Raw genomic sequence first — 25,188 nt, 5'->3', positions numbered from 1 at the left:
ATGCAGGATGGCCGGGCGGTCAGCCGCCCGGTTCTTCTCAACCGGTTGAAGGAACGCAGCATGGACAACAAGGTGACGACCGCCGCGCTTGACAAGACGGCGAAGAAGGAAGGCGTACCCTCCGCGTGGCAGTCGGATGTCATCGCCGATCTGATCAAGCAATACGGCTTTCCCTTCATCACCCTCAACCCGGGTGCCAGCTATCGTGGCCTTCACGACTCGCTGATCAACCATAACGGCAACAATCCGCCGATGCTGGTCTGCCAGCATGAGAAGATCGCCGTGCAGATCGCCCATGGTTACGCCAAGGCAACGGGGGAACCTCTCGCCGTCATCGTCCACAATGTCGTCGGCCTGCTGCATTCGACAATGGGTGTCTATTACGCCTATACCGACCGCGCGCCGGTCTTCCTGATCGGGGCGACCGGTCCGATGGACGAGGGCAAGCGTCGCCCCCGCGTCGACTGGGCTCACACGGCCAATGTGCAGGGCAACCAGGTTCGAGACTATGTGAAATGGGACTATCAGCCGGGTGGCATCGACGGTGTCGTTGACAGCTTTGCCCGCGCCTATTCGATCATGATGACCGAGCCGCGCGGCCCGATCTACATGTGTTACGACGCAGCCTTGCAGGAAGCGCCGCTGGAGGCGCCGATCGCGCTGCCTTCGCCGAAATCCGCCAAGGTGCCGAGCCGCATCGCGCCCGATCCGAAGGCGCTGGAAGAGGCCGCCGACCGTCTGGTTTCGGCTGAATGGCCGGTGCTGCTGCCGCAATTCGTCGGCCGCGACAAAAACGGATATCATGACATGGTGGGCCTTGCCGAAGCGCTCGGCGCGCCCGTCGTCGATACGCAATGGCGCCTGAATTTCCCGACCGAGCACCCGCTCGACATGCGCATGAGCAAGGACGTCTTCAAGCAGGCGGACCTGATCACGCTGCTCGACTGCCGCGACTGGGAACGCCCGACGCATGTCAACGACCGCATCAACCGCACGCTGAAGCCCTTGTTCCCAAAAGGCTGCGATTGGCTGGACATCGGTTTTGCCGATATCGAGATTTCGAAATGGGCGACCGATTACCAGCGTTTCCCGGAGACGGCCCAGCGTGTGCTCGCCGATACGGCACTTGCGATCCCGGCCTTGACCACCCTGATCAAGGATCGCGTCAAGGACAACGGCGCGCTTGCCCGGCGCATCGCCGAGCGCGCGAGCGCCATCGGCAAGATGCATGACGCCCAGCGCGCCAAGTGGCGCGAAGAGGCGCGTAACGACTGGGACGCCAAGCCGGTGACGCTCGCCCGCCTTGCCACCGAAGTCTGGGACAAGATCCGCAACGAGGACTGGGTGCTGACCACCAATGCCTTCGAAGACTGGGCTCTGAAGCTCTGGGATTTCGACAGGCCCTACCGCTGGCCTGGCAAGGCTCTCGGCACGGGGACGCAGATCGGCATGGCAACGGGCATCGCGCTGGCGCACAAGGGCACCGGCCGCCTCGTCGTCGATTGCCAGACGGACGGCGACCTGATGTTCGATGTCGGCGCGCTCTGGTTTGCTGCCAAGCATCGCGTACCGTTCCTCTGCGTCATGCACAACAACCGCGCCTACTACAACGACTGGGAACATCAGATCACCGTGGCGCGCCAGCGCGGCACGCCGGAAGAGCGCGCCCATATCGGCATGGATCTTTTCGATCCGGCGCCGGATTTCGCCACCCTTGCCCGTGGCCTCGGCTGGTATGCCGAAGGCCCGATCGAGGACGCGAACGATATCGGTGCGGCGCTCGAACGGGCAATCGCCAAGGTCAAGAGCGGCATTCCGGCCCTCGTTGACGTGGTGACGCAGCACGAAGGTTAAGCGCTCGAACGCGCATAGGCATAAGGGGAGACAGGGATGAAGGTCGCGGTCGTCGGCACGGGGGAAATGGGGCTCGCAATGGCAGGGCATATGCTCGACCGCGGGCATGAGGTTTCTGCCTTCGATGTCAGTGCCGAGCGCCTGGCCGCTGCAGCCGGGAGAGGCATCAAGGCGGCTGGCGCGCTTTCTGAGCTTGCGGATGCGGAGGCCTATATTCTGGTCGTTGCGACCGATCAGCAGGTCATCGACGTCTGCGAAACGCTTGCTGAAAGTGCTGCGAAAGGATCGATCATTGCCGTCGCCGCGACGATCAGCCCCGAGACGATGCTGCAGCTTGGGCCGAAGCTCAGGAGCAGGGATATTGGACTCGTAGACGCCCCGGTCGTCTACGGCGCTTCGGGCGCGAAATCGGGAACGCTGCTGTCGCTCTGCGGCGGCAGCGAGGAAGATGTCGAGCGCATCCGCCCGGCGCTGATGTGCTACAGCCGCGATGTCGTGCGTGTCGGTCCGCTCGGCTCCGGCCAGATCGCGAAATCCTGCAACAACCTGTTGCACTGGGTTCATTGCGTGGCCAATTACGAGACGCTGCTGATTGCCAAACGTTACGGCATCGATGCCCAGCGCATGCGTGAAATCCTGCTTCTGTGCCCCGGCACCAACGGCACGCTCGCGCGTTGGGATACGACACGCTTCACCTGGCAGGAAAAGGACATGGACGTGACGCTGGAGCTGGCCCAGAAGGGCGGCCTCATGCTGCCGCTTGCCGGCCAGGTGGACCAGATCATCAAGTCGCTGAAGGCCGACGATGTGAAGGGCCTGCTCTACGGGACCGAGGCCAACTATCTCGGCAAGACGGTGCGGCCCATGTCTCCGGCCGAAGGGGGCGTTGCCTGACGCCTTTGCCTGCAACCGAATATGCGCCCGCGCAAGCGCCGGCACCGTCCGCAATTGCGCCGAACCGCCGCTCCATCCTCCGATGGCTCCTGCGGTGAAACAGAAACAAGAAATCGAGAGTGAGACAATGTCCGTCAGTGAAAAGCCAAGCGTAAGCGATCCCGTAGCGACCAGCGATCCCGGCAATTCGAAGTTTCTGGTCGATCCCTACGGCAACTGGTCGAAGGGGGAGGGCATTCCGATCCATTTCGACTACGGCCATGACCTGCTGGCGCTGGAAACCGGCGCCTGGGACCGCTACGACGCGCGCGGCTGCTTTGCCCATACCAACGGCATGGGCGACTTCATGGCGAATTATGTCATCGAAGTCCTGCCCGGCAAGAAGACGCGACCGGTGAAGCACCTTTACGAAGCCTTCTTCTACGTGCTGTCGGGCTACGGCTCGACGACGGTATGGCTGCCGAACGGCGAAACGCGGACTTTCGAATGGGGGCCGAAGGCACTCTTCGCCATTCCGCTGAATTGCCAGTACCAGTTCCACAACGGCTCGGGCCAGGAGACGGTGCGGCTGTCCTGCACCAATGATGCGCCGCTGACGATCAATCTCTACCACAATCTCAAGTTCGTCTTCGAAAACGACTTCGAGTTCGAAGACCGCCTGGGCGGCGCCAAGCATTTCGAGGGTGAGGGCGTCCTCTACACCTATGGCGCGGAATCCGCCCGCAAGATCCAGAATGTCTGGGAAACCAATTTCGTGCACGACCTGACGAGCTTCAAGCTCTACGAGTTCGATGGCCGCGGCAAGGGTTCGCTCAACGTCAATTTCGTCCTTGCCGATGGCACGATGCATTCGCACGTCTCGCAGATGCCGGTCGGCCGCTACAAGAAGGCGCATCGTCATGCGGCGGGCACGCATGTTCATGCGGTCGATGGCGAGGGCTATTCGCTGATGTGGTACGAAGGGGAATCCGAATTCAAGGAAATCCCCTGGCGCCACGGCTACATGTATACGCCGCCCTTCTGGATGTATCACCAGCATTTCAACACCTGCGACCAGCCGGCCCGTTATGTCGCCTGCTCGCTCGGCAGCCGCCGTTATCCCTTCATCTCGCTGCGCCGCAAGAGCGCCGAAGGCGGCGGTGCGACTTCCGTCAAGGACGGGGGGCGTCAGATCGAGTACGAGGATCAGGATCCGCGCGTTCATCGCAAGTTCCTCGAGGAGCTGCAGAAGACCGGCGTGCCCTCGGCCATGGGTGACATCTTCGACGAGCCGGCTATCATGGCCCTGCCGAAGGAAAGCCTGACGGGTGTCATCAAGACCCCGATCCTTGCCGGCCCGGCAAGCTGATAGCCGCCGACGAGCCGCGCAGAGCTTGCGCGGCTCAAGCATATGTAAAGGGAACGGTGTCACGTGCACGACCTCGATTTCGACCACGAACATGGTGACCTCTCCGACGAGGAACGCCGGGTCATTTCCGAGTGGCTATGGCAGCAGGAAACGGTCGAGCTTCTGACCGTCGGTATCGATATCGGCAGCTCGACATCGCACCTACTGTTTGCTCGCGTCGTCATGCGGCGCGAAACGGAGGAACTGTCGAGCCGTTTTCAGGTGATCGACCGGCAGGTCGTCTGGCGTTCGCCGATCCTGCTGACGCCTTTTCTGCCGGACGGGACGATCGACGCCCAGGAACTCCGGCATTTCTTCGCGCACTGTTATGAAGACGCAGGATACAAGCGCAGCCATATCGACACCGGCGCCGTGATCCTGACCGGCGAGGCGATCAAGAAGAAGAATGCGCGGGCGATCGACGAGATTTTTGCCAGCGAATCCGGCCGCTTCGTCTGCGCAACCGCCGGCCACAAGCTCGAATGCATGCTGGCTGCCCACGGCTCGGGTGCGACAGAACTTTCCAGGAAGCGCAACGCCTGCGGCCTGCATGTGGATATCGGCGGCGGCACGACGAAGCTTGCGCTGATCAGCAAGGGCGAAATTCTCGACGTCGCAGCCTTTGCCGTCGGAGGACGCCTGGTTGCGCGGGACAAGACGGGGGCCTGGACGCGCGTCGATGAATCGGCAGCGCTTGTCGCAGCCGAACTGGGGCTTGCAACCGATCCCGAAACGCTCGCAAAACCGGAGGTTCGGCTGGCGATCGCCAGGAGACTCGCCGCAGCCGCTGTCGATCAGATCCTCGGCGCACCGCTCGATACGCTCGGCGAGAAGCTGCTGCTGACGGAACCGCTCGAACGCAACGTCCGGCCTGACTACGTGACTTTCTCGGGTGGCGTCTCGGAATATATCTTCGAATACGAGACGGCAGATCATGGCGATATCGCCCAGATGCTTGCCAGGGAGCTCGTCTCCCAGTTGACCCCACGCATCGAGGTGCCGATCGTCGATGCCGGGCAGCGTATCCGCGCGACGGTTATCGGTGCTTCTCAGTTCACCGTGCAGGTAAGCGGCAAGACAATGTATCGCAGCGGCGACAAAGGGCTGCCGTCGCACAATATCCCGGTCGTGCATCTCGGCCATGCCGTGCCTGAGAATGTCGATGCGGAAGCGATTGCCAGGGCTTTTGCCAGCGGGGCCGCGCGCCGCGACAGTGATTTCTCCGCGCCGCTGGCACTTGCATTTACCTTCGCCGGCCTGCCCGACTATCCGCGGCTTCTTGAGCTCGCCAAGGCGATCAAGATGTTTGCCGCACCCGACGGTCCGCGCAGGGAGTTGCTGGTGCTGGTGATCGACGGCGATATCGGCCTGACGCTCGGACGTATCCTCGACCGGGAACTGGAGATCGGCCCGCAGCTGATCTCGATTGACGGCGTACAGCTGAAGGAACTCGATTTCGTCGATCTCGGCGAATTCATCAATCCCCCGGGCGTCGTGCCCGTCGTGATCAAGTCGCTTTTGTTTTCGTGACGGACAGCCGCACGGCCTTGATTTGCAGGGCGGGCGGATGTACGTTGAGTTTAAATAGGAACGATGTTCCATATAAAGGAACATTTGGTTGGGAGGAGCGCTCCGGGACAGGAAATGCCTGGAGCGACCTCGTATCGAGAGGAGAAACCCATGCATCAGGATCCACTTGGCGGCGGCACAGGCACGCACTGGCACGAGCCGGCCGGCACGAAGAAGGCAGGCTTCGGCGAGTTCAAGAAGCAGCCGACGCCCTATGACCAGTTCATGGAAGAGGAAGGCATCCCCGTCTTCCGCGATCTCGGCGTTTCCAACGTCAAGAACCTGCCGCTGAAGCCGTGGAAGCGTACCGGCGGCCGCGGCACCTATATCCAGCTCTACGGCACCGAAACCAAATGGGGCTGTCACCTCGTCGAGGTTCCGGCCGCGGGTGAACTGAACCCGGAAAAGCATATGTACGAGGAAATCTACCTCGTCGTGGAAGGCCGCGGCTCGACGGAAGTCTGGCTCGAAGGCGAAGGCAAGAAGCACGTCTTCGAATGGCAGGAAGGATCGATGTTCTCGATCCCGATGAATGCCTGGCACCGCATCGTCAACGCCACCAACAGCCCGGCGCTGCTGCTCGGCGGCACGACGGCACCGGTGGTGATCAACGCCATCCAGAATTTCGATGCCGTCTACAACAATCCCTTCGTCTTCCGCGACCGTTTCTCGGGCGCCGACGATTTCTACAAATATCGCGAGGAGATCGAGCCCGATCCGGTACGCGGGCTTGCCATGCGCCGCACCAACTTCCTGCCGGATGCGGTCAATTGCGACCTGCCGCTCGATAACCGCCGCTCCGTCGGCTACCGCCGTGTCGAGCCCTTCATGACCAACAACAATTTCTACTACTGGATCGGCCAGCATGAGAACGGCCGCTACTCCAAGGCCCATGCACACACGTCGGCGGCAATCCTGATCTGCCTGAAGGGCGAAGGTTATACCTATACCTGGCCGGAGGAATGTGGCGTCAATCCCTGGGCGAACGGCCACGCCGACCGTGTCCGCCGCCTCGATTACGGCCCGTTCGGCATGGTGACGGCAGCTCCCGGCGGCGCGCGCTGGTATCACCAGCATTTCAGCGTCTCGAAGGATGACTTCCGCCTGACCGCCTGGTTCGGCCCGCACAATCCGGGCCGCGATCCGGGTGCGCCTGGCGAAAAGCATACGGACTATACGGCGATCGACGTCAACGAAGGCGGCACCGCCATCCCTTACTGGATGGAGGATCCCTATATTCGCCAGGAGTACGAGGCGCTCCTGAAGAAGAACGGCGTCGAGGTTCGCATGAAGCCGGAATGGTACGAAAAGCCGTCCGATACGACGAAGAAGAAATCGACCGTCGTCTGATCATGTCCGACGACGAGGAAGAACAGGGCGGCCGGATATTCTTTTCGAATATCGGCCGCAGCATGGAGCTCGAGGACGAAATCGTGCTGACCAGCGTCGGCATCGATATCGGTTCCTCGACCTCGCATCTCGCCTTCTCCCGCATCGTGCTGGAGCGGCTCGACACGCGCTACATGGTCGTGGAGCGGACGCTGCTGCACCAGTCCGATGTGCTGCTGACGCCCTATCGCGGCGATGACGAGATCGACGCCGATGCGCTCGGCGCGTTCTTTGCCGATCAGTACAAGGCAGCCGGCATAACGCCCGCCGACATCGACACGGGTGCCCTGATCCTGACGGGTGTTGCCGTGCGCCGAAGCAATGCGCGGGCTATTGGCACACTGTTTTCGGAGGAAACCGGTAAGTTCGTGGTGGTCAGCGCCGGCGACGGGCTGGAGACGACGCTTGCGGCCTTCGGCTCCGGCGCCGTCGCGCTTTCCGGGCGCACGGGGCAGGCTGTGTTGAACGTCGACATCGGCGGCGGCACGTCGAAACTCGCTTATTGCGCGGAAGGCACGATCCGCCATATCGCCGCCATCGACATCGGCGCGCGCATTGTCGCCTTCGACGAAAACAGGAAGATCATCCGCGTCGAAGAGGCCGGCCGCTATTTCGGTCGCAAGACAGGCATCAACGTATCGCTCGGCGAAACGCTCTGCGAGACGGATGCGCGGCTCCTCGCCTCTGCAATGGTCGATCAGCTTTTTGAAGCCATGCGGGGCGGCGAAATGAGTGAGGCGACGGTCGGCCTGCATCGCCTGCCGCCCTTGCCGGCAGGGCTACTGCCTGACGTCGTGACCGTATCCGGCGGCGTGTCCGAATTCCTCTATGCCGAAGAGACAGAGAATTTCAGCGACCTCGGGCCGCTGCTTGCGCAGCTGTTGCGTGAAAGGCTGGAGAACTGGTCGCCTCGGCTCGAAAAGCCGGAGCAGGGCATCCGCGCCACCGTCGTCGGAGCGTCGCAATATACGGTGCAGGTGAGCGGCAGTACCATCTTCGTCCATCCGCTGAGCCTCCTGCCGGTACGCAATATACCGGTCATCAAGCCCGCGATCGATTTTGCCGACAGGATCGAACCGTCGGAAGTGGCGGCCCGCATCACCGAATCCCTGTCGCGGCTCGATCTCGGCTATGGCGAAAGCCCGGTCGCTGTCTGCTACGATTGGGACGGCTCGGCCAGCTATCGCCGGCTGGACGGCTTCTGCCGTGGTGTGATCGAGGGCCTGAAACCGATCCTTTCTCGGGGACATCCGCTGATTCTCGTCGGCAATGGCGATGTGGGCGGCCTTGTCGGAATGCACTGCAAGCTTGAAGCGGGCATTTCGTCGCTTGTCTCGATCGACGGCATCAAGCTCGATGAATTCGACTACATCGACATCGGCGCTATGTTGGAAACGTCAGGCGCGGTTCCCGTCGTCATCAAGTCGCTGGTATTCCCGGACAAGAAACTCGGGAGCGGGGGATAGGGTCGCCGTTGCCGCGGTGTCCGCCCTGCGGCCTCAGACGGCCGCTCTGCTGCGGACGTAGGCCCGCCAGCCGCCGTATGCGGTAATCTCTTCGGCATCCCTCACGGCATGGGCTTCGCTGAGGAAACACGACACGTTCGAGCCATCCTCCAGCGTGACCTTGCCGATGCCGAGCGGGGCGGGAATCCCGGCGACGAAACGGCCGAAGCCGTCGGGCGGCAGCGCCCAGACCTCGATCGCCAGTCCATGTCCGTCATATCCGGGTTCGCGGATCAGGCCGGGCTTCTGCGGTACGGTGTCCGGCAGCACGAATAGGCGATAATCGCCTGCCGTCCGGCAAGCCTTTACAAACGTGCCGCCCAAAGCCGTCAGCTCGTGATTGAGCGGCATGCCGGTCAAATGCGCTCCGACCACCGCAATGGCGACAGTGTCGTCCGCCGGCGAAGCGATACGGCTCTGCTCGGGGATGGTCGCGGCGCGATCGACGCCCATGCCGGCTGCGGCCGCACGATGCAGCGCATCGGCGAGCGGCGCCAGTGCGTCATCGGTGAAGGCCGGCGCAACCAGTGTCACGCCACCGGGCAGGCCGTTGCTGCCGAAGCCGGCAGGAACGGCGATCGCCGCACAATCGAGCAGATTGACGAAATTCGTGTAGCGGCCAAGCCTGCCATTGAGCACGATCGGATCGGCTTGCATATCGGCAACTTTGTAAGTCGTCGGTGCCGTCGGCAGCAGCAGGAGATCGACTTTCGCCCATTCGGCCTCCGTTCTGCGCCGCAGGTCTTCGAGCCGGTAGCGGCCGTTGAAGGCATCGACGGCGGTCTTGCTTTTGGCGCCTTCGATGATCTTGCGAACCGTAGGATCGAAATCGGCGGCATTGCTCGCCAGAAAACCTTCGATGGCGGCCAGACGCTCGGCGACCCAGGGGCCGTCGTAGAGAAGCGAAGCGGCTTCCCGAAAGGGCGCATAGTCGAAAGGAACGATGGCGGCACCGAGCGCCCTGGCTCGCGCGATAGCCTGATCATAGAGTGCCTCAACATCGGCATCGCCGAAAAACTCTCGTTCCGCCCCATCAAGGACGCCGACGCGCAGGCGGGCGGCCGGAAGGGCTGCGGACGCGGCGCGGCGCGAAAAGGCATCAGCCTCATCGAAGCCCTCGGCGACCTTGCGGATCGCGACCCCGTCGCCGACGGTTGCAGCAAAGATGGTGATACAGTCGATGCTCCTGCAGGCCGGCACGGCGCCGGTGTTCGGCAGGAGGCCCGGCGTCGGCTTGATGCCGACGAGATTGTTGAAGGCGGCCGGCACACGGCCCGAGCCGGCCGTATCGGTGCCGAGCGCGAAGGCGGCAAGCCCGGAGGCCACCGTCACCGCCGAACCGGAACTCGATCCGCCCGAAATATAATCGGCATCAAACACCGAACGCGGTGCGCCGTAGGGCGAGCGCGTGCCGTTGAGACCGGTCGCGAATTGATCGAGATTGGTCTTGCCGATCACGATCGCGCCGGCTGCCCGCAACCGCGCGACGACGGTCGCGTCCCTCTCGGGCCGGTAGGCGAAAGCAGGGCAGGCGGCCGTCGTCGGCAGGCCGGCCACGTCGATATTGTCCTTCACCGCAAAGGGGATGCCCCAGAGCGGCAGACTGTTCGGTTCAGGTGCACGTTCCATCAAAGCCCGGGCTTCCGACCGCAGCGTGTCATCAGTCGTCGGCGTGATGAAGATTGCCGGATCGCTGGAGGCGGCGCGACGGGCAATGACGATCTCGACAATATCGAGCGGGCTCTGGCCCGCCTCATAGGCTGCGCGAAGGCTTGTCAGATCAAGAATGGTCGGCAGCATGGATCAGCATTCCTCCAGAATAACAATGATAAAGGTTGTGGCGATGGCCCCGTCGTCGGTCGTAACGGCATCGCCGGCGGCAGCAACCGACAACCCATCCATATCGGTCATGACATCAAAGGCCCCGCCCATCCATTGGTTCACCGACTCCGCATCGTCCTAGCCGCACGTCTGGAAAGTGCCGGTACCTCATCCGCCAACTCTGCCCCTTCGAAGCAAGCACCGTACCAGATTTGCTAACCGTTTGATTTTTAGAGATGGACCTATGCCGCATTCGGTTCAAAACTCAAAAAGTGTATACGAATGCTCGTTTATTAAGCAAGATGCAAAAGCGGGCAAGCGTCGTGCATAAAATTGGCGCGGTTCGTCGACGAGATCGTGCCGGCTATCCATCCCCAGCGAGTGACGGACGGCGGGGCTCGCGGGCGTGAGAAGGGGCGTCTGCGTCGCCGGAGCGGGAATTCAGCCTGCGCGTCAGCCGGGTGCAATCGGCGATTGATCGTCTGTCGATTTGCGGCGGCGCTTTATTCTTGTCTGAAAAAGACAACTTTATCTCCCGGAGGCCTTGCGTCGCGCCAAAAGCTTGTTTAGCAGCACCCCGATATAAAGTGGAATGCATGAGTCATGTTTAGGCATCCTTATGCGCGCGAGTTTTGGGGGCGTCTTATGATATTAAATCACGGAAAACTCAGGCTCTTGTCGACGGTCGCGATTGCAGGCGTCGGCATAGCCATTGGCGATGCTGCCTGGGGCCAGACGGCAGGCGGCGCGACAACCAGCGAAAACTCCACGACCTTGGCGCCGATCGTTCTCACGGGCTCAAGCGAGGGCGTGGCCGGTGTCGTCGAAACAGATGGTTACGTTCCCAAATCGAGCCGCACCGCAACAAAGACCGATACCCCAGTCGCGGAAACGGCGCAGTCGGTTTCGATCATCAGCCGCAAGCAGCTCGACGATCGGTTGCCGCAGAATGTGACCGAGGCGGTGAGCTACACACCCGGCGTTCGCGCCGGCCAATATGGTGCCGAGCCCCGCTACGACGCATTCAAGATTCGCGGTATCGACCTGACATATACCGGCATTTTCCGTGACGGCCTGCGCCAGATCAGCAGCCCCAACGGTCTTTTCCGGATCGAGCCATATGGTGTGGAAGCCCTGACCGTCCTGCGCGGCCCGGCTGCGTCCCTCTACGGCGCCAGCAGCTCCGGCGGTATCGTCGATATCATTTCCAAGCGGCCGACCGAAGAACGGCTCCGGGAGATCGAACTTCAATATGGATCATACGGACGCAAGCAGGCTGCTTTTGACATTTCCGGACCTCTCACGGATGACGGTGTCCTTCTTTACCGGCTGACCGGCGTGGCCCGCGATGCGCGCAACGAAATCGAGGCGATCAAGGATGATCGCCTCATGATCGCTCCCGCGTTGACGTGGAAGCCGGATGAGGGCACGAAGCTCACCATTCTCGGCGAGTATATGGATTCCACGACCGGCGGCACCTGGGGCTACATCAATACTTACGGTCCCTCTGGAACGTCCATCGGCGCCACTCCCGTCTATGGGGGCGATGCCAGGTTCAACGACTTTACCCAGAAGCAATGGCGCATCGGATATGAGTTCGAACACGAATTCTCCGAAGGCCTGACCCTTCATCACAAGCTGCGCTACTCCGGTCTTTCAGCCAAGCAGGAATGGGTCTTCGACGCCTTCCCCGGCATTGGTTACGAAGACAATAGCGGCCTCGCGACCGATACCTATCTGGAAGGCGAGTTCGAAACCGGCGGCGCGCACCACAAGCTCATCGGTGGCGTGGATTATAGCTTCATGAAATACGATGCCCGGCAGGGCAGCGGGCCGGACCTGTTCACGGACAGCTATACCTATGTGCCGGCGATCACCTATTACGAAAAGCAGAAGCAGAATTCGGTCGGCATCTATCTGCAGGACCAGGTCGAGATCGACGCCTGGCGCATCTCCGCCGGTCTGCGGCACGACTGGCACCGAAGCGAGTATACGCCGGGCGACGTTGATTATGCCCGGAACGACAGCGAGACAACGGGGCGCGCAGCGATCGGCTACGTGACGCCGTGGAACGTCATGCCCTATGTAAGCTACGGCACGTCTTACGTCGCAAATCCTGGTGTCGTACTCACGTCGGGCGGCGGCGCCCATCAGGCCGATCCCACGCTCGGCAAGCAATACGAGATCGGCCTCAAATACCAGCTCCCGAACCAGAACGTCCTGGTTTCTGCCGCCTATTTCAATATCGACCAGAAGAATGCCTCGGTCTACGAAACGTCGTCCGGCGTCAACCTGCTGCGGCAGCTCGACCTGCGCTCGCGCGGCTTCGAGCTTGAAGTCACCGCCTCGCTCGACAACGGCCTGAGCTTCACGGGCGGATATTCCTACAATGACGTCGAGATCACCAAGCTCACCCCCGAGACGGTCGGCAACCAACTGAACTCCTCACCTTACCACATGTTCTCCCTCTGGGCCGATTATGAGGTTCAGAGCGGTGCCTTGGAGGGGCTGGGGCTCGGCGCCGGCGTGCGTTATGTCGGCTCGAGCTTCGGCGACAACGTTCACACGCCGGTGCTCGACAACGGGGCGCGCACCTTCGTCGACGCTGCCTTGCGCTACGATTTCGGCAAGCGCAATCCGGCGATGGAAGGCATCAAGTTGCAGGTCAACGCGACCAATTTGCTGGACGAGGTCAACCAGGTCTGCACGACCGGCTTCTGCTATTATGACGAAGGTCGCAAGGTCGTTGCCAGCGTGAAGTACAGCTTCTGATGAGCACGACGGAAGCCCCCGTTCAATTCCCCTCTCCGGTGGCGATCTTCATCGCCATCGGCGGCGTCTACATCGCGCAGAGCGTCATCGGCGGCGTGACGATGCTTGGCCTGCCGGCGGTGCTCAGGCAAGAGGGTTTGCCTCTCGATCAGATCGGCCTTCTCTATCTGACGGTGCTTCCATGGGCGTTGAAGTTCCTGTGGTCGCCCTATATCGAGCGGTTCCGCCTGCCGGCGGCCGGCCGCAATCGATCGAACGTCATCGTGCTCAGCGGCAATCTCATCTGCGTTGTCGGCATCGCCCTGGTTGGGCTCCTCAATCCCGGCGTTCTGCTTCCCGTCATCGCCTGTCTGGCGCTCGTCGCACTGGTTGCATCAACGGTCGATATCGCTTGCGACGGTTACGCGGTGGAAAACCTTGCCAAGCGACACCATGGCTGGGGAAATGCCGCGCAGGTGGGAGGCTCCTATCTCGGTTCGGCGATCGGCGGCGGTCTCTTCCTCGTTCTTGTCGATTGGATCGGCTGGCACTATGCCTGCTTTGCCATGGCTGGCGCCATCCTGGCCCTCAGCCTGCCCTTTTCCCTGGGGCCCGCAGCGAAAGAGGAAGAACGGCAGCGCAGCCATACGCCTTCTCTGGCCGCAACCGTTCGCCGCCCGGAAATCCGGCGCGGCATGATCGCAACGGCACTGTTCGTCGCCGCTCAGAAATGGGGGCTGTCCATGCTTGGGCCGTTCCTCATCGACCAGGGCCTCGACCTTGCCACGATCGGCGCCCTGAACGGGGCAGGGAGCATGTTCGTCGGGCTCGCCGGCGCCCTTGCCGGCGGTGCGCTCGTCCGCATTTTTGGCGTGCGCGCCGTGATTGCGGGAGCTCTGGTCACGCAGGCGGCGCTGCTCCTGGGCCTGGCCTATGCGGGCCTCACTGGCGACATGCCGCGGCATCTCATGCTCGCAATCGCGATTGCGAGTTCGTCCGGTATCATGTCGATCGGATTCGTGGCGCTCTATGCGCAGTTTATGGATTGGTCCGATCCGAAACAGGCGGGCGTGGACTTCACTGTCTTCCAGTGCATGGACGGCATCGTCAGCATCGCTGGCGGGCTGGGCGCCGGATGGCTCGCGGAGCGGTTGGGCTATGTCAGCATTTTTGCCGGAGCAAGCGGCATATGCCTTGCCGCTGTTGTCCCGATCTTCCTTTTGTTGCGGAGGACGCCGTGAGATCTCATGCCATGCTGTCCCACGGCGATGCCCGCTCGGCGGCCGCGAGCCTGCTCGACATGTTCCGTGAATATTCCGAGGTCAGGACTGACGGCGAGACGCATGTCGTTCGTCTTCGATACGGACAGGCAATTCTCAAAGTCGAGAGTGATCGCATATGTGTTACAGCGGAGGCGGAAGACGCCATCCGCTTGTCCTATGTCAAGATGGCTGTGGCAGAACATTGGGCCGCGCAGCCGCTCTCGGCAGATCGGTCAATGGCCTGGGATGGCGCTCCGCATATTGATCGCAGGCCTGCATTCTTCCAGACCATCGAGGTCGTATCCTCAAGGCTGGTCACCCCGCATATGAAACGGGTCACTTTTCGCGGAGAGGCTTTTGAGACCTATGTGGCCGGCGGCCTGCACGTTCGCCTGCTGTTTGCCCAGAAAGGGCGGGACGCCGTATGGCCTTCGGTCGGCGCGGACGGGCGGATCATTTGGCCGGGCGGCGAGGATGCGCTTTCGGCGCGCGTGTACACCATCCGCCGGCTCGATCTTGCACGCGGCGAGATCGAGATCGACTTCGTCCTGCATGAACCATGCGGCCTCCCGGCCCCCGGCGCCGCCTTCGGCCGCGATGCCTTTCCGGGTGACGTTGTCGGGATTTTTGCGCCCGGCGGAAACGAAATTCCAGACGCACGCTCGGTTCTCCTTCTAGGCGACGAGACCGCGTTGCCAGCAATGGCGCGAATCGTCGAGCAACTCCCCGAGCACTCGAGAGCCCGTGTTTTCGCGGAAATCGACAGCGCGGCCGATCACTATGATTTTCCCTCCGCCGCAAATGTCGACCTGACATACCTCTATCGCGACAAGAGAGGCGCCGGCACCACGATGCAACTGAGTGCGGCGCTGGCACAATACCTGTCCTCCCATCAGGGAGCTGCCCCCTTTATCTGGGCCGGGTGCGAGCGCGATGACTTTCTGGCAATTCGGCGCCTGGCGCGCGAAGACCTGAAATTGCCGCGTGAAATGCACAGCGTGACGGCCTACTGGCGAAAGCGATAGGCACGGGATATCCCGTGCCTGCCGATGCGAGTCCGCAGATAATCGCAGACCGGACGCGAAACCGGGCCGCAATCAGTCCGCCGGCAAAGGCGCAGCGTCTATTCCGCAGCTTCGATGAAGCGATGCCTTTCGTAGAGAAACTTCAGGACCGCTTCGCGACATTTGAGATATGTCCGGTCAGACGCGAGTTCGATACGGTTGCGAGGACGCTTGATGGCCACGTCGAGCACTTCGCCGATGCGGGCCGCCGGCCCGTTGGTCATCATTACGATGCGGTCGGATAGCAGAACCGCTTCGTCGACATCATGCGTGATCATCACCATCGTGTTGCCGAGCCGAGCGTGAATTTCCATAACCGCGTCCTGAAGATGGGCGCGGGTCAATGCGTCCAGCGCACCAAAAGGCTCGTCCAGCAGCAGGATCTTCGGCTCCATTGAAAGCGCGCGCGCAATGCCGACACGCTGCTTCATGCCGCCCGATATTTCCGAGGGCCGCTTGTCCCTGGCATGCGCCATCTGCACAAGGTCGAGATTGGCCATGACCCAATCATGCCGCTCAGCCCTGGTCTTCGTGCCGTTAAAGACCTTGGACACGGCGAGGTTGACGTTCTCGTAGACCGTCAGCCAGGGCAGGAGCGAATGGTTCTGGAAGACGACGGCGCGTTCGGGACCCGGTTCGTTGACCTCGCGATTTTCGAGGAGCACGACGCCCGCGGAAACCGGGGTGAGGCCGGCGATCAGATTGAGCAGTGTTGATTTACCGCAGCCCGAATGGCCGATGATCGAGACGAACTCGCCTTGGGAAATCGTCAGGTTGATATCTTTCAGGACTTCGGCGCGCACGCCGCCGCGATCGAAATGCTTGTCGATGCGATCGAGTTTCAGATAGGCGTTCATGGCTATGATCCTCAGCTGGCCGTGGCCCCGCGGGCGACGAGTTTGCCGAGCGCCGCCACCAGCTTGTCGAGAGCGAAGCCCACGACGCCGATATAGGCGAGCGCGACGATGATGTCTGGAAGTCGCGACGAGTTCCACGCGTCCCAGATGAAAAAGCCGATACCGACGCCGCCGGTCAGCATTTCCGCGGCGACGATCGCAAGCCAGGAGAGGCCGACGCCGATCCTGAGGCCGGTAAAGATATAAGGCGCTGCCGAGGGCAGCATGATCTTCCAGAAAAATTCGAACTGATTGAGGCGCAGCACCTTGGCGACGTTGCGGTAGTCCTGCGGGATGGTGCGCACGCCGACAGCGGTGTTGATGATCACCGGCCAGACGGAGGTGATGAAGATGACGAAGATCGCCGAAGGGTTGGAATCCTGGAAGGCGGCGAGCGAAAGCGGCAGCCAGGCGAGCGGTGGAACCGTACGCAGGACCTGGAAAAGCGGATCGAGGCCGCGCATTGCCCAGACCGACTGGCCGATGATCGCGCCGATGACGACACCGGCAACGCCGGCAAGCCCGAAACCATAGCCGACCCGTTGCAACGAAACGAGCACGCGCCAGCCGAGACCGATATCCTGGGAGCCGTAGTTGAAGAAGGGAAAGGCGATCAGATCGTAGCTGTCCTGCCACACCTGGTGCGGCGAGGGCAGAGACGCAGTCGTGGAAGAACACAGTACCTGCCAGACGAGCAGGACGAGCGCCAATACGACGGTCGGCGGAAGGACATTGCGAAGTGCGGCCAGTCCCGCATGACGGAGGTTGAACAGCGATCCCCGCCTGCCGGAAAACGGCAGGACCGTTGCCGGCGGCTTGGCGGGGGCGGTCGGGGAGGGGGTGTGGTCACTAGCAAGGGCGGACATCGACGTGCTCCTCAGGTGAAAACGGGCCGGCGCGCATCACGCGCCGGGAGAGGTCAGGAGACTGCCTTGATCGACAGGCTGTCGAGATAGGCCGCAGGATTTTCGGGGTCGAAGATTTTGCCGTCGAAGAAGACTTCCTTGCCGCGCGAGGACGAGGCGGGAATGTCGGCTGCGGCGACGCCGAGATCCTTGGCGGCCTCCCGCCAGAGATCGTCGCGGTTCACCTGGTTGACCAGCGCTTTCACGTCGGTATTGGCCGGCAGGTTTCCCCAGCGGATGTTTTCCGTCATGAACCAGGTGTCGTGGCTCTTGAAGGGATAGGAGGCGCCGTCCCTCCAGAACTTCATGTAGAGGTCGGAGGCTTTGATCTCACGGCCGTTGCCATAGTTGATGTCACCCTTGAGGCGGCCGAGCACATCCTTCGAGGGAACGTTGAACCATTGGCGCTTGCCGAGAATTTCGGCCATCTCCGCCTTGTTGTCCATGCTGTCACACCATTGCTGAGCCTCCATGACGGCCATCAGCAGGGCCTTGGCGGCATTGGGATTCTTCTCGACCCAGTCGGCGCGCAGACCGAGCGCCTTTTCGGGATGGCCCTTCCAGAGTTCGCCGGTGGTGGCTGCCGTAAAGCCGATGCCCTGGTTGACGAGTTGCTCGCTCCACGGTTCGCCCACGCAAAAGACGTCCATGTTGCCGACCTTCATGTTTGCGACCATCTGCGGCGGCGGCACGACGATGGTCGAAACGTCCTTGTTCGGGTCGATGCCGCCGGCGGCGAGCCAGTAACGGATCCATAGATCGTGGGTGCCGCCTGGGAAGGTCATGGCGGCCTTGACCTCCTTGCCCTCCGCCTTCTTCTTCTCAAAGGCCGCCTTGAGCTTCGAAGCGTCGAGCTGCACGCCGGTTTCGGCATATTCCTTGGCGACCGAAATGCCCTGGCTGTCCAGATTGAGGCGGGCAAGGATTGCCATCGGCACGGGCTTGTTGTTCTGCGTCACCTTGCCGGTATGCATGAGATAGGGCAGCGGGGAGAGGATATGAGCGCCGTCGATGCCGTTGGCAGCGCCGCCAAGGACGAGATTGTCGCGGGTCGCTCCCCATGAGGCCTGTTTGGCGACATCCGTTTCCGGAAGGCCGTATTTGGCGAAGAGGCCCTTTTCCTTGGCGATGATCAGCGGGGCGGAATCCGTCAGAGCGATGAAGCCTAGCTTGACGCCTGTCACTTCTGGTCCAGACCCGGCCGCGAAGGCACCGGACGGAAAGGCGGTTTTGACAGCGCCGATAAGGGCGGCCGTCGCGGTCGTCTTGAGCATGCTGCGGCGCGTGATGCCGGGTGTCGAATTCTTTGTCATGCGCAGGTTCCCTCTGCTGGCTGAATTTGGACACAAAAAAACGCCGCCGGAATGCGTTCTCGGGATTGGGGAATCCCGGATGGCAATCCTTGCGACGTCGGTGTCTAATGTAAGCGCTTATGTCGCGCCTATCTGCGTCGGTCGCCGTTGACCGATGCACCAGGAAGGACTGCAATCGGCGTGCCAATTTCGAAGAATTTTGTAACACTATGAATAAAAAGACGAATTTCCGGAAAAATCGATTGCCTATTTTATGAGCTTGGGTATATCTTGGCGATGATTTAGGCATGACTGACGGCTCCTGCTTTTGCAATAGCGTTCTATTTGTGCACTGCACATGTGGCTGCTGGAGCGGATTGTGAATTGGATTTGCGCCGGCTGGCCCTTGGGCGAACGGCGAAAGGGACCTTTTCGGCCAGCAACGGCGTGCTGAAAACTCCGGCCCCTTGAAGGCGGAGATCGGAGCTTTCGACAATCTCGCTCCTCGTTTTCAGCGCTTCGGCAGCGGCCTGCATGGTTGTGGCCAAGCGCGCAAGTGACGACCTTCGCTTTCGCTAGGCGGACCCCAATACGTGACGAGACGACAGCCTTGACGGCAGAGCGCGAGCGTAAATCGCGCAAGGTACCCACCAAACAGCTGTGCGAGCGTCAGGTCGTCGCTGCTCCAAGCTCGGATCGGCCGGGGAACATCGCGTCAAGCAATTCCAAGCCCGCAGGATCAATGCAATAACCTCGCCGCGTGGTCACACAAGAAAGTTCCATAAGATACGTTATGCGATCTAAATATGTAGCCGGGTACATTCTATTTCCAAGTGCGACATGCCAATATGTAGAGGCTATTTAGTAATGCGACAGTCTCGCCTCTCGATGCACTGGTCAATGCCAACGTCGGGAGCAAGGATGACGATCTGCAGCCCGGTTGAGATCAGGAGCGGTCGGAGTCGTCATGTCCTGTTTGATCACCATGTCGCAGAAAGAGTTGCATCGCCTCGAAGTCATCCAGAAGATCCGCAGTCGGCGCCGGAGCGTCATCCAGGGCGCCAATCCGCATAAGACCCACGGTAATTCATCGCCTGGACGACGGCATGATGCGCGTGGGTGGGCTACCCAACTTTCCCAGGGGCCATCCATATGGGCATCGGCTGAACGCACGACGCCCTATCAGTTTTCCGTACTCAGCCGATCGTCATGAGGCTGGCATTGCCGCCCGCAGCGGCCGTGTTGATGGAGGTCGACACCTCCTCGACGAGCCAGTTCAGGCAATAGGCCTCGACATCGTTCTCGATCTCTTCGGTGGTCGCCGACTGGACAAGAACCAGCGGTCCCTCAAGCGCGGCGATGGCCTTGTTGACCTCGAGAACGCGGGTTGCATCGCCCTCTATCAACGCCGCCGCGAACGGACCGTCCCGGTTCCAGTCGGACGTCCAGGTGACGCGTGCGGCAACTCGTTGCGGAAGATCCCCGGCGAGCGATCTGAGGCCGGAAGCTTCATCGACGAACAGGCGGTTTCCGGTTGCAAGACCGGCAGCGATCTGACGGTAGAGGCCAAGCTCCGTTAGCGGCACGAGCAGAACCTTGCCTCGCGGATGAAGAGCGTACAGGTTCCTCTCGCCGACAGGACCTGCGAGCTCCTTTTCCAGGCCAACCGCCGAGAGGCTTCCCAGTTCGCGCGCCGCCTCCGCGTCCTGCGCCCGCCCCGTCCGGGAGAGCCAGAGCGCGAAATCCGTGAGCGCCGCATCGATATGAACGGAGCTGTGCTGGGGAGGAACCGGTGCCGTCTGAACGAGACGTCCGATGTAGAGCGGGCCGCCGGCCTTGGGACCCGTGCCCGAAAGTCCGCGCCCCCCGAACGGCTGGACACCGACAACCGCGCCGATGATGTTCCGGTTCACATAGAGGTTGCCGGCCTGCACCCGGCTGGTGACGTGGGCAATGGTTTCGTCGAGACGGGTATGAAGGCCGAAGGTCAGGCCGTAGCCAGAGCCGTTGATGTCGTCGATTAGGCGGTCGAGTTCCTCGCGCCGATAGCGGATCACATGCAGCACCGGGCCGAAAATTTCCTTCGTCAGCTCGGAGAGCTTCTTGAGCTCGATAATTGTGGGAGCCACAAAGGTTCCAAGATCGGCAGTGGCCGGCAGCGGAAGCTGGTCGACCTTGCAGCCGGCGGCGCGCATCTTTGCGATATGGCCGTCGATCTCCGCCTTCGCCTCGGCGGTGATGACCGGGCCGACGTCGACCTTCAGGCTGTCCGTTCGTCCGATCGTGAGTTCCCGGAGGGCGCCCTTGAGCATGGCCAGGGTGCGGTCGGCCACGTCCTCCTGCAGGCATAAGACGCGCAGGGCCGAGCAGCGCTGGCCGGCGCTGTCGAACGCCGAGCTTATGACGTCGGCGACGACCTGCTCCGCCAGGGCGGAGGAATCGACGATCATGCCGTTCTGGCCGCCGGTTTCGGCGATCAGCGGAATGGGCTTCCCGGATTTCGACAATCGCTGGACGAGCTGCGCCTGGATCATGCGCGCAACGCCGGTGGATCCGGTGAACATGACGCCCGCCGTTTCGGGAGAATCGATGAGCGCCGCGCCCAGACGGCCGCTTCCGGGCACGAACTGGAGCGCGCCCCTTGGCACGCCCGCTTCGTGCAGGATCTTCACGCTCTCATAGGCGATGATCGGCGTGACGCCGGCCGGCTTTGCCATGACAGAGTTTCCGGCGACGACGGCTGCTGCGACCTGGCCGGTGAAGATGGCCAGCGGAAAGTTCCATGGGCTGATGCAGACGACGGCGCCCAGCGGCACGTGAGCCGGTCCGAGCGTTTTCCTTGCCTGCTCGGCATAATAGCGAAGGAAATCGATGGCTTCACGCACCTCGCCGATCGCGTTTGCAGCGGACTTGCCCGCCTCGCGCATGATGATGCCCATCAGCTGCTCGATACGGGCCTGCATGATATCGGCTGCGCGATCGAGGCACGCGGCCCGTTCGGCAGGCGCTACAGCCGCCCACTCCCCTGCCCCGCGAGCGGCAAGGGCCGCAATCCTGGCCGCGTCTTCTGCGCGGACTTCCGTCACCTGTCCGACCGCGTCGCCATGGTCTGCTGGATTGAGGATCGGCCGGGTTTCTCCTTCTTCAGAACCGTCGGCCAGAAGCGGCAGGGCGTGCCACGACGTCTTTGCGGTCATTACCAGGTTTGCAGTGAGCCGGCGCAGTTCGTCTTCATTGGTAAGATCGAGACCCGACGAGTTCCTGCGGTCGCTGCCGTAGAGGTCCCTGGGAAGAGCGATAAGATCGTGCGGCTTGCCGACGGGATTGTTGGCTTCGACGAGATCCACCGGATCGGCGACGAGGTCGTCGACGGAAATGTTCGGATCGGAGATGCGGTTCACGAACGAGGAATTCGCGCCGTTCTCGAGCAGGCGGCGCACGAGATAGGCAAGCAGGGTCTCATGCGTTCCGACCGGCGCGTAGATGCGGCACGGGCGGTCAAGTTTCTGTTTTCCCACCACCTCGTCGTAGAGAGGTTCGCCCATGCCGTGAAGGCACTGAAACTCGTATTTCCCGACCTGGAAATCGGGACCCGCGAGATGGTAGATCGTCGCCAGCGTCTGGGCGTTATGCGTGGCGAACTGCGGGAAGACGACATCCGTCGCAGCCAGCAGCTTGCGCGCGCATGCGACATAGGCGACGTCCGTGTGAATCTTGCGCGTGTAGACCGGGAAATCCGGCAGGCCGTCAAGCTGCGCACGCTTGATCTCCGCATCCCAGTAGGCGCCCTTGACGAGACGCACCATCATGCGCCGGCCGGAGCGGCGGGCAAGATCGATAATATAGTCGAGAACGAACGGGCAGCGCTTGCCGTAGGCCTGGACGACGAAACCCAGGCCGTTCCAGCCCTGCAGTTCGGCGTCGAGGCTGAGTTCCTCGAGAAGGTCGAGAGACAGTTCAAGCCGGTCGGCCTCTTCGGCATCGATGTTCAGGCCGATGTCGTATTTTCGCGCAAGCAGTGCAAGTTCGCGCACACGCGGGAAGAGCTCATCCATGACGCGCTTCGATTGGGCGCGGACATAGCGGGGATGGAGCGCCGACAGCTTGATGGAGATCCCCGGCCCTTCATAGACGCCGCGGCCGCCCGAGGCCTTGCCGATCGCGTGGATGGCGTTTTCATAGTCCCGATAGTAGCGTTCGGCGTCCTTTGCCGTCGTCGCAGCCTCGCCCAGCATGTCGTAGGAATAGCGGAAGCCCCGGGCTTCGAGCGGACGTGCGCGCTTCAGTGCCTCGTCGATCGTCTCGCCGGTCACGAACTGCTCGCCCATCATGCGCATCGCCATGTCGACGCCGCGGCGTATCACCGGCTCGCCGCAGCGGGCGATCAGCCGCGTCAGCGCCGCCGCGAGGCTGCGATCGTTAACGGTGGCGGTCAGTTTGCCGGTGACGACCAGTCCCCAGGTCGCGGCATTGACGAACAGGGAGCGGCCGCCGCCAAGGTGCGACTTCCAGTCGCCCTCGGAAATCTTGTCGCGGATCAGGGCGTCACGGGTCGCTGTGTCCGGAATGCGCAGGAGAGCTTCGGCAAGACACATAAGGGCAACACCCTCCTGGCTTGAGAGCGAATATTCCTGAACCAATCCCTCGACGCCGGTTCCCTTGTGCTTGGCACGAAGCGCCTCGATCAGCCTGCGCGCAGTGTTGCGCACGGCCGCCTTTGTGTCGGCGGAAAGCCGGGCGGCCTCGACAAGAGGCGGCAGGCATTCGGTTTCCGGGCGGCGATAGGCCGCCGTGACTGCCTTACGCAGGTCCGACTGCTCGCGGATCGGAGGTGCGAACTGCGCGAAGGGTTCGGATGAATTTGAACCAGGGCCGTTGTCAGCGACGACTTTGAGCATTGCAGAGCCTACTTAGAAGCGTTGGTTGAATTTGAAACTGTCGCAATTCGTGGCCCGAAGAGCTTTCCGGAAGAAGGCGCCGCCCCAGAGCGTCCGCCCCAGTTCGGTCGATTTTGAAGGTCCTTGGTCATCGGGTATCCGCCGAACAATGGCCACGCGATGATACGCCGCTCGCGTGACATCGTCCAATCCGGCGAACGGGATCGATCTTGCTGCCACGCGTCAGGAATTCATCCCGCCTGTGCTCCGGAAAATCCTCTCCCGATATGCATTCCCGCGCCGTGCCCATAGTCGTCCTTCAGGAGCCACGGCATAGAGGTAGCACAACGCAGATTGTCGATCTCACTGGATTTTCATCCGCAATAGAGACATTGATCTTATTTATTGATATCTGGAGATCGAAATGGCTACTGAAGGCGGCACTTTTAGTGAACTTGACCAGTTCGACAGAAAGATCATCGAGGCGCTGACCGAAGATGGCAGAATATCCATCACGGACCTGGCGGCGCGCGTCGGTCTTTCAAAGACACCCTGCCAGTTGCGGTTCAAACGCCTCGTGTCCGAAGGATTCATCGAGGGGTTTAAGGCGGTCCTGAACCCGTCCAAGATGCAGCTCGACCATATCGCCTTTGTGGAGGTAAAGCTGTCGAATACCACCGAGGATGCCCTCAGGAGATTCAACGAGGCCGTGAAGAAGATCAAGGAAGTCGAGGCGTGCCACATGATCGCCGGGCGCTTCGACTATCTCCTGAAGGTTCGCACGCGCGATATCGGCAAGTATCGTCGCGTGCTCGGGGAAAAGATTTCAACGCTCCCGTATGTCGCAAGCACATCGACGAACCCGGCGATGGAAACCGTCAAGGAGGGCTGGGATGCGTTTCCGCCGGCCCTTCCCTGACAGCCGACACATGAGCGCCATTGTCGGATTGGCCGGTTTCTCTGTCCGCTTGCATTCTTCCGCCGCCCACGGTTAAGGAGACATGGTCCTCGAAGAGGAGTGGCGGGCGATCAGTTCACGGATGCAATCGGCTCCGCACATGCCTTATCGCGCGAAATACACGACCGCAATTTCACCACCGGGCTTCAAATGAACGAGCATATGAAAGCGGTTGAACTCAGGAAGGCCTTTCGGCTGATCAATTACGGGCCAACGGTTCTGGTGTCGGCCCGGCACAACGGCATCGACAACGTGATGGCCGCCGCCTGGTGCTGCGCGCTCGATATAGATCCCCCGAAGCTGACAATCGTCGTCGACAGGATTGCCCGAACGCGCACGCTGCTCGAGGCGAGCAGGCGTTTCGTCATACAGGTGCCCACGGTCGCTCAACTCCGGCTGACCCACGAGGTTGGAAATCGCAGCCTCTATGAGGAGCCGGACAAATTGCAGGCGGCAGGGGTGACGGTTTTTGACGTCCCGGGTCAGGACCTGCCCTTCGTGGAAGGCTGCTCGGCCTGGCTCGCCTGCGAACTGGTCGATGAGCCTCATATCCGGGATGCCTACGACCTGTTCATCGGTGACGTAACGGCCGCGTGGGCGGACGATCGCGTCTTTCGCGACGGGCACTGGCACTTTGAAACGGCCGGCCCGGAATGGCGCAGCCTGCACCACGTTGCGGGCGGCCATTTCTACGCGATTGGCGAAGCGCTCTCGGTTGAAGCCGAACCCGCCGAACGCGCGCCGCCCTCGCCCTGATCGGAAGG

General features: G+C 61.7%; 17 protein-coding genes. 11 read left to right on the top strand and 6 right to left on the bottom strand.

Annotated features, from left to right (window positions below):
* The 6 genes from ACU8HS_RS27840 (at position 1) to ACU8HS_RS27815 (ending at position 8,559) form a co-directional block, all read left to right on the top strand.
* The gene (locus ACU8HS_RS27840) at positions 1–1,854 is read left to right on the top strand and encodes a thiamine pyrophosphate-binding protein (RefSeq protein ID WP_447016164.1); all 1,854 of its coding nucleotides are present in this window, start codon (positions 1–3) and stop codon (positions 1,852–1,854) included.
* A gap of 36 nt (positions 1,855–1,890) precedes the next feature.
* Positions 1,891–2,748 carry an NAD(P)-dependent oxidoreductase gene (locus ACU8HS_RS27835; protein ID WP_112753673.1) on the top strand — a complete coding sequence of 286 codons (858 nt, stop codon included), beginning with the start codon at positions 1,891–1,893 and terminating at the stop codon, positions 2,746–2,748.
* 127 nt (positions 2,749–2,875) lie between these two features.
* On the top strand, positions 2,876–4,096 hold the full coding sequence (locus ACU8HS_RS27830; protein WP_377312404.1) for a hypothetical protein: 1,221 nt from the start codon (positions 2,876–2,878) through the stop codon (positions 4,094–4,096).
* 63 nt (positions 4,097–4,159) lie between these two features.
* Positions 4,160–5,665 carry an ethanolamine ammonia-lyase reactivating factor EutA gene (locus ACU8HS_RS27825; protein WP_112753671.1) on the top strand — a complete coding sequence of 502 codons (1,506 nt, stop codon included), beginning with the start codon at positions 4,160–4,162 and terminating at the stop codon, positions 5,663–5,665.
* A gap of 150 nt (positions 5,666–5,815) precedes the next feature.
* Positions 5,816–7,054 (top strand): cupin domain-containing protein, encoded by a 1,239-nt coding sequence (locus ACU8HS_RS27820; protein WP_112753669.1) that lies wholly within the window; start codon positions 5,816–5,818, stop codon positions 7,052–7,054.
* On the top strand, positions 7,003–8,559 hold the full coding sequence (locus tag ACU8HS_RS27815) for an ethanolamine ammonia-lyase reactivating factor EutA (RefSeq protein ID WP_447016163.1): 1,557 nt from the start codon (positions 7,003–7,005) through the stop codon (positions 8,557–8,559). The genes ACU8HS_RS27820 and ACU8HS_RS27815 overlap by 52 nt, the downstream gene beginning before the upstream one ends.
* Positions 8,560–8,592: 33 nt before the next feature.
* On the opposite strand, the gene atzF is transcribed toward ACU8HS_RS27815, so the two are convergent.
* Positions 8,593–10,398: an allophanate hydrolase gene (gene atzF / locus ACU8HS_RS27810; protein WP_113413376.1), complete on the bottom strand. Its 1,806-nt coding sequence runs from the start codon at positions 10,396–10,398 to the stop codon at positions 8,593–8,595.
* 3 nt (positions 10,399–10,401) lie between these two features.
* Complete coding sequence (locus tag ACU8HS_RS27805) at positions 10,402–10,542, bottom strand: hypothetical protein (protein ID WP_162758017.1); 141 nt, start codon at positions 10,540–10,542, stop codon at positions 10,402–10,404.
* A 522-nt stretch (positions 10,543–11,064) separates the two neighbouring features.
* On the opposite strand from ACU8HS_RS27805, the gene ACU8HS_RS27800 reads away from it, so the two are divergent.
* The 3 genes from ACU8HS_RS27800 to ACU8HS_RS27790 are packed head-to-tail and all read left to right on the top strand — an operon-like array spanning position 11,065 to position 15,457.
* Positions 11,065–13,191 carry a TonB-dependent siderophore receptor gene (locus ACU8HS_RS27800; RefSeq protein WP_447016162.1) on the top strand — a complete coding sequence of 709 codons (2,127 nt, stop codon included), beginning with the start codon at positions 11,065–11,067 and terminating at the stop codon, positions 13,189–13,191.
* The gene (locus ACU8HS_RS27795) at positions 13,191–14,411 is read left to right on the top strand and encodes an MFS transporter (protein ID WP_113413374.1); all 1,221 of its coding nucleotides are present in this window, start codon (positions 13,191–13,193) and stop codon (positions 14,409–14,411) included. Before ACU8HS_RS27800 ends, ACU8HS_RS27795 begins: the two co-directional genes overlap by 1 nt.
* The gene (locus ACU8HS_RS27790) at positions 14,408–15,457 is read left to right on the top strand and encodes a DUF2218 domain-containing protein (RefSeq protein ID WP_447016161.1); all 1,050 of its coding nucleotides are present in this window, start codon (positions 14,408–14,410) and stop codon (positions 15,455–15,457) included. The genes ACU8HS_RS27795 and ACU8HS_RS27790 overlap by 4 nt, the downstream gene beginning before the upstream one ends.
* A 98-nt stretch (positions 15,458–15,555) precedes the next feature.
* On the opposite strand, the gene ACU8HS_RS27785 is transcribed toward ACU8HS_RS27790, so the two are convergent.
* The 4 genes from ACU8HS_RS27785 to putA form a co-directional block, all read right to left on the bottom strand.
* Complete coding sequence (locus ACU8HS_RS27785) at positions 15,556–16,353, bottom strand: ABC transporter ATP-binding protein (protein ID WP_112704111.1); 798 nt, start codon at positions 16,351–16,353, stop codon at positions 15,556–15,558.
* A gap of 11 nt (positions 16,354–16,364) precedes the next feature.
* The gene (ntrB, locus tag ACU8HS_RS27780) at positions 16,365–17,258 is read right to left on the bottom strand and encodes a nitrate ABC transporter permease (RefSeq protein ID WP_447016160.1); all 894 of its coding nucleotides are present in this window, start codon (positions 17,256–17,258) and stop codon (positions 16,365–16,367) included.
* Positions 17,259–17,311: 53 nt separating this feature from the next.
* Complete coding sequence (locus tag ACU8HS_RS27775; protein WP_447016159.1) at positions 17,312–18,610, bottom strand: CmpA/NrtA family ABC transporter substrate-binding protein; 1,299 nt, start codon at positions 18,608–18,610, stop codon at positions 17,312–17,314.
* Between the two features lie 1,175 nt (positions 18,611–19,785).
* Entirely contained in the window at positions 19,786–23,487 is a 3,702-nt protein-coding gene (putA, locus tag ACU8HS_RS27770) for a trifunctional transcriptional regulator/proline dehydrogenase/L-glutamate gamma-semialdehyde dehydrogenase (protein WP_112564286.1), read from the bottom strand.
* A gap of 403 nt (positions 23,488–23,890) precedes the next feature.
* Here putA and ACU8HS_RS27765 point away from each other — a divergent pair, with 403 nt between their 5' ends.
* Positions 23,891–24,385, top strand: coding sequence for an Lrp/AsnC ligand binding domain-containing protein (locus ACU8HS_RS27765; RefSeq protein WP_112564284.1), 495 nt, complete (start codon positions 23,891–23,893; stop codon positions 24,383–24,385).
* A 189-nt stretch (positions 24,386–24,574) separates the two neighbouring features.
* Entirely contained in the window at positions 24,575–25,180 is a 606-nt protein-coding gene (locus ACU8HS_RS27760; protein ID WP_113413416.1) for a flavin reductase family protein, read from the top strand.
* The last annotated feature ends 8 nt before the right edge of the window (positions 25,181–25,188 follow it).

The sequence above is a fragment of the Rhizobium sp. KDH_Rht_773_N genome (assembly GCF_052946295.1).
This window is presented reverse-complemented; position numbering and strand designations above follow the sequence as displayed.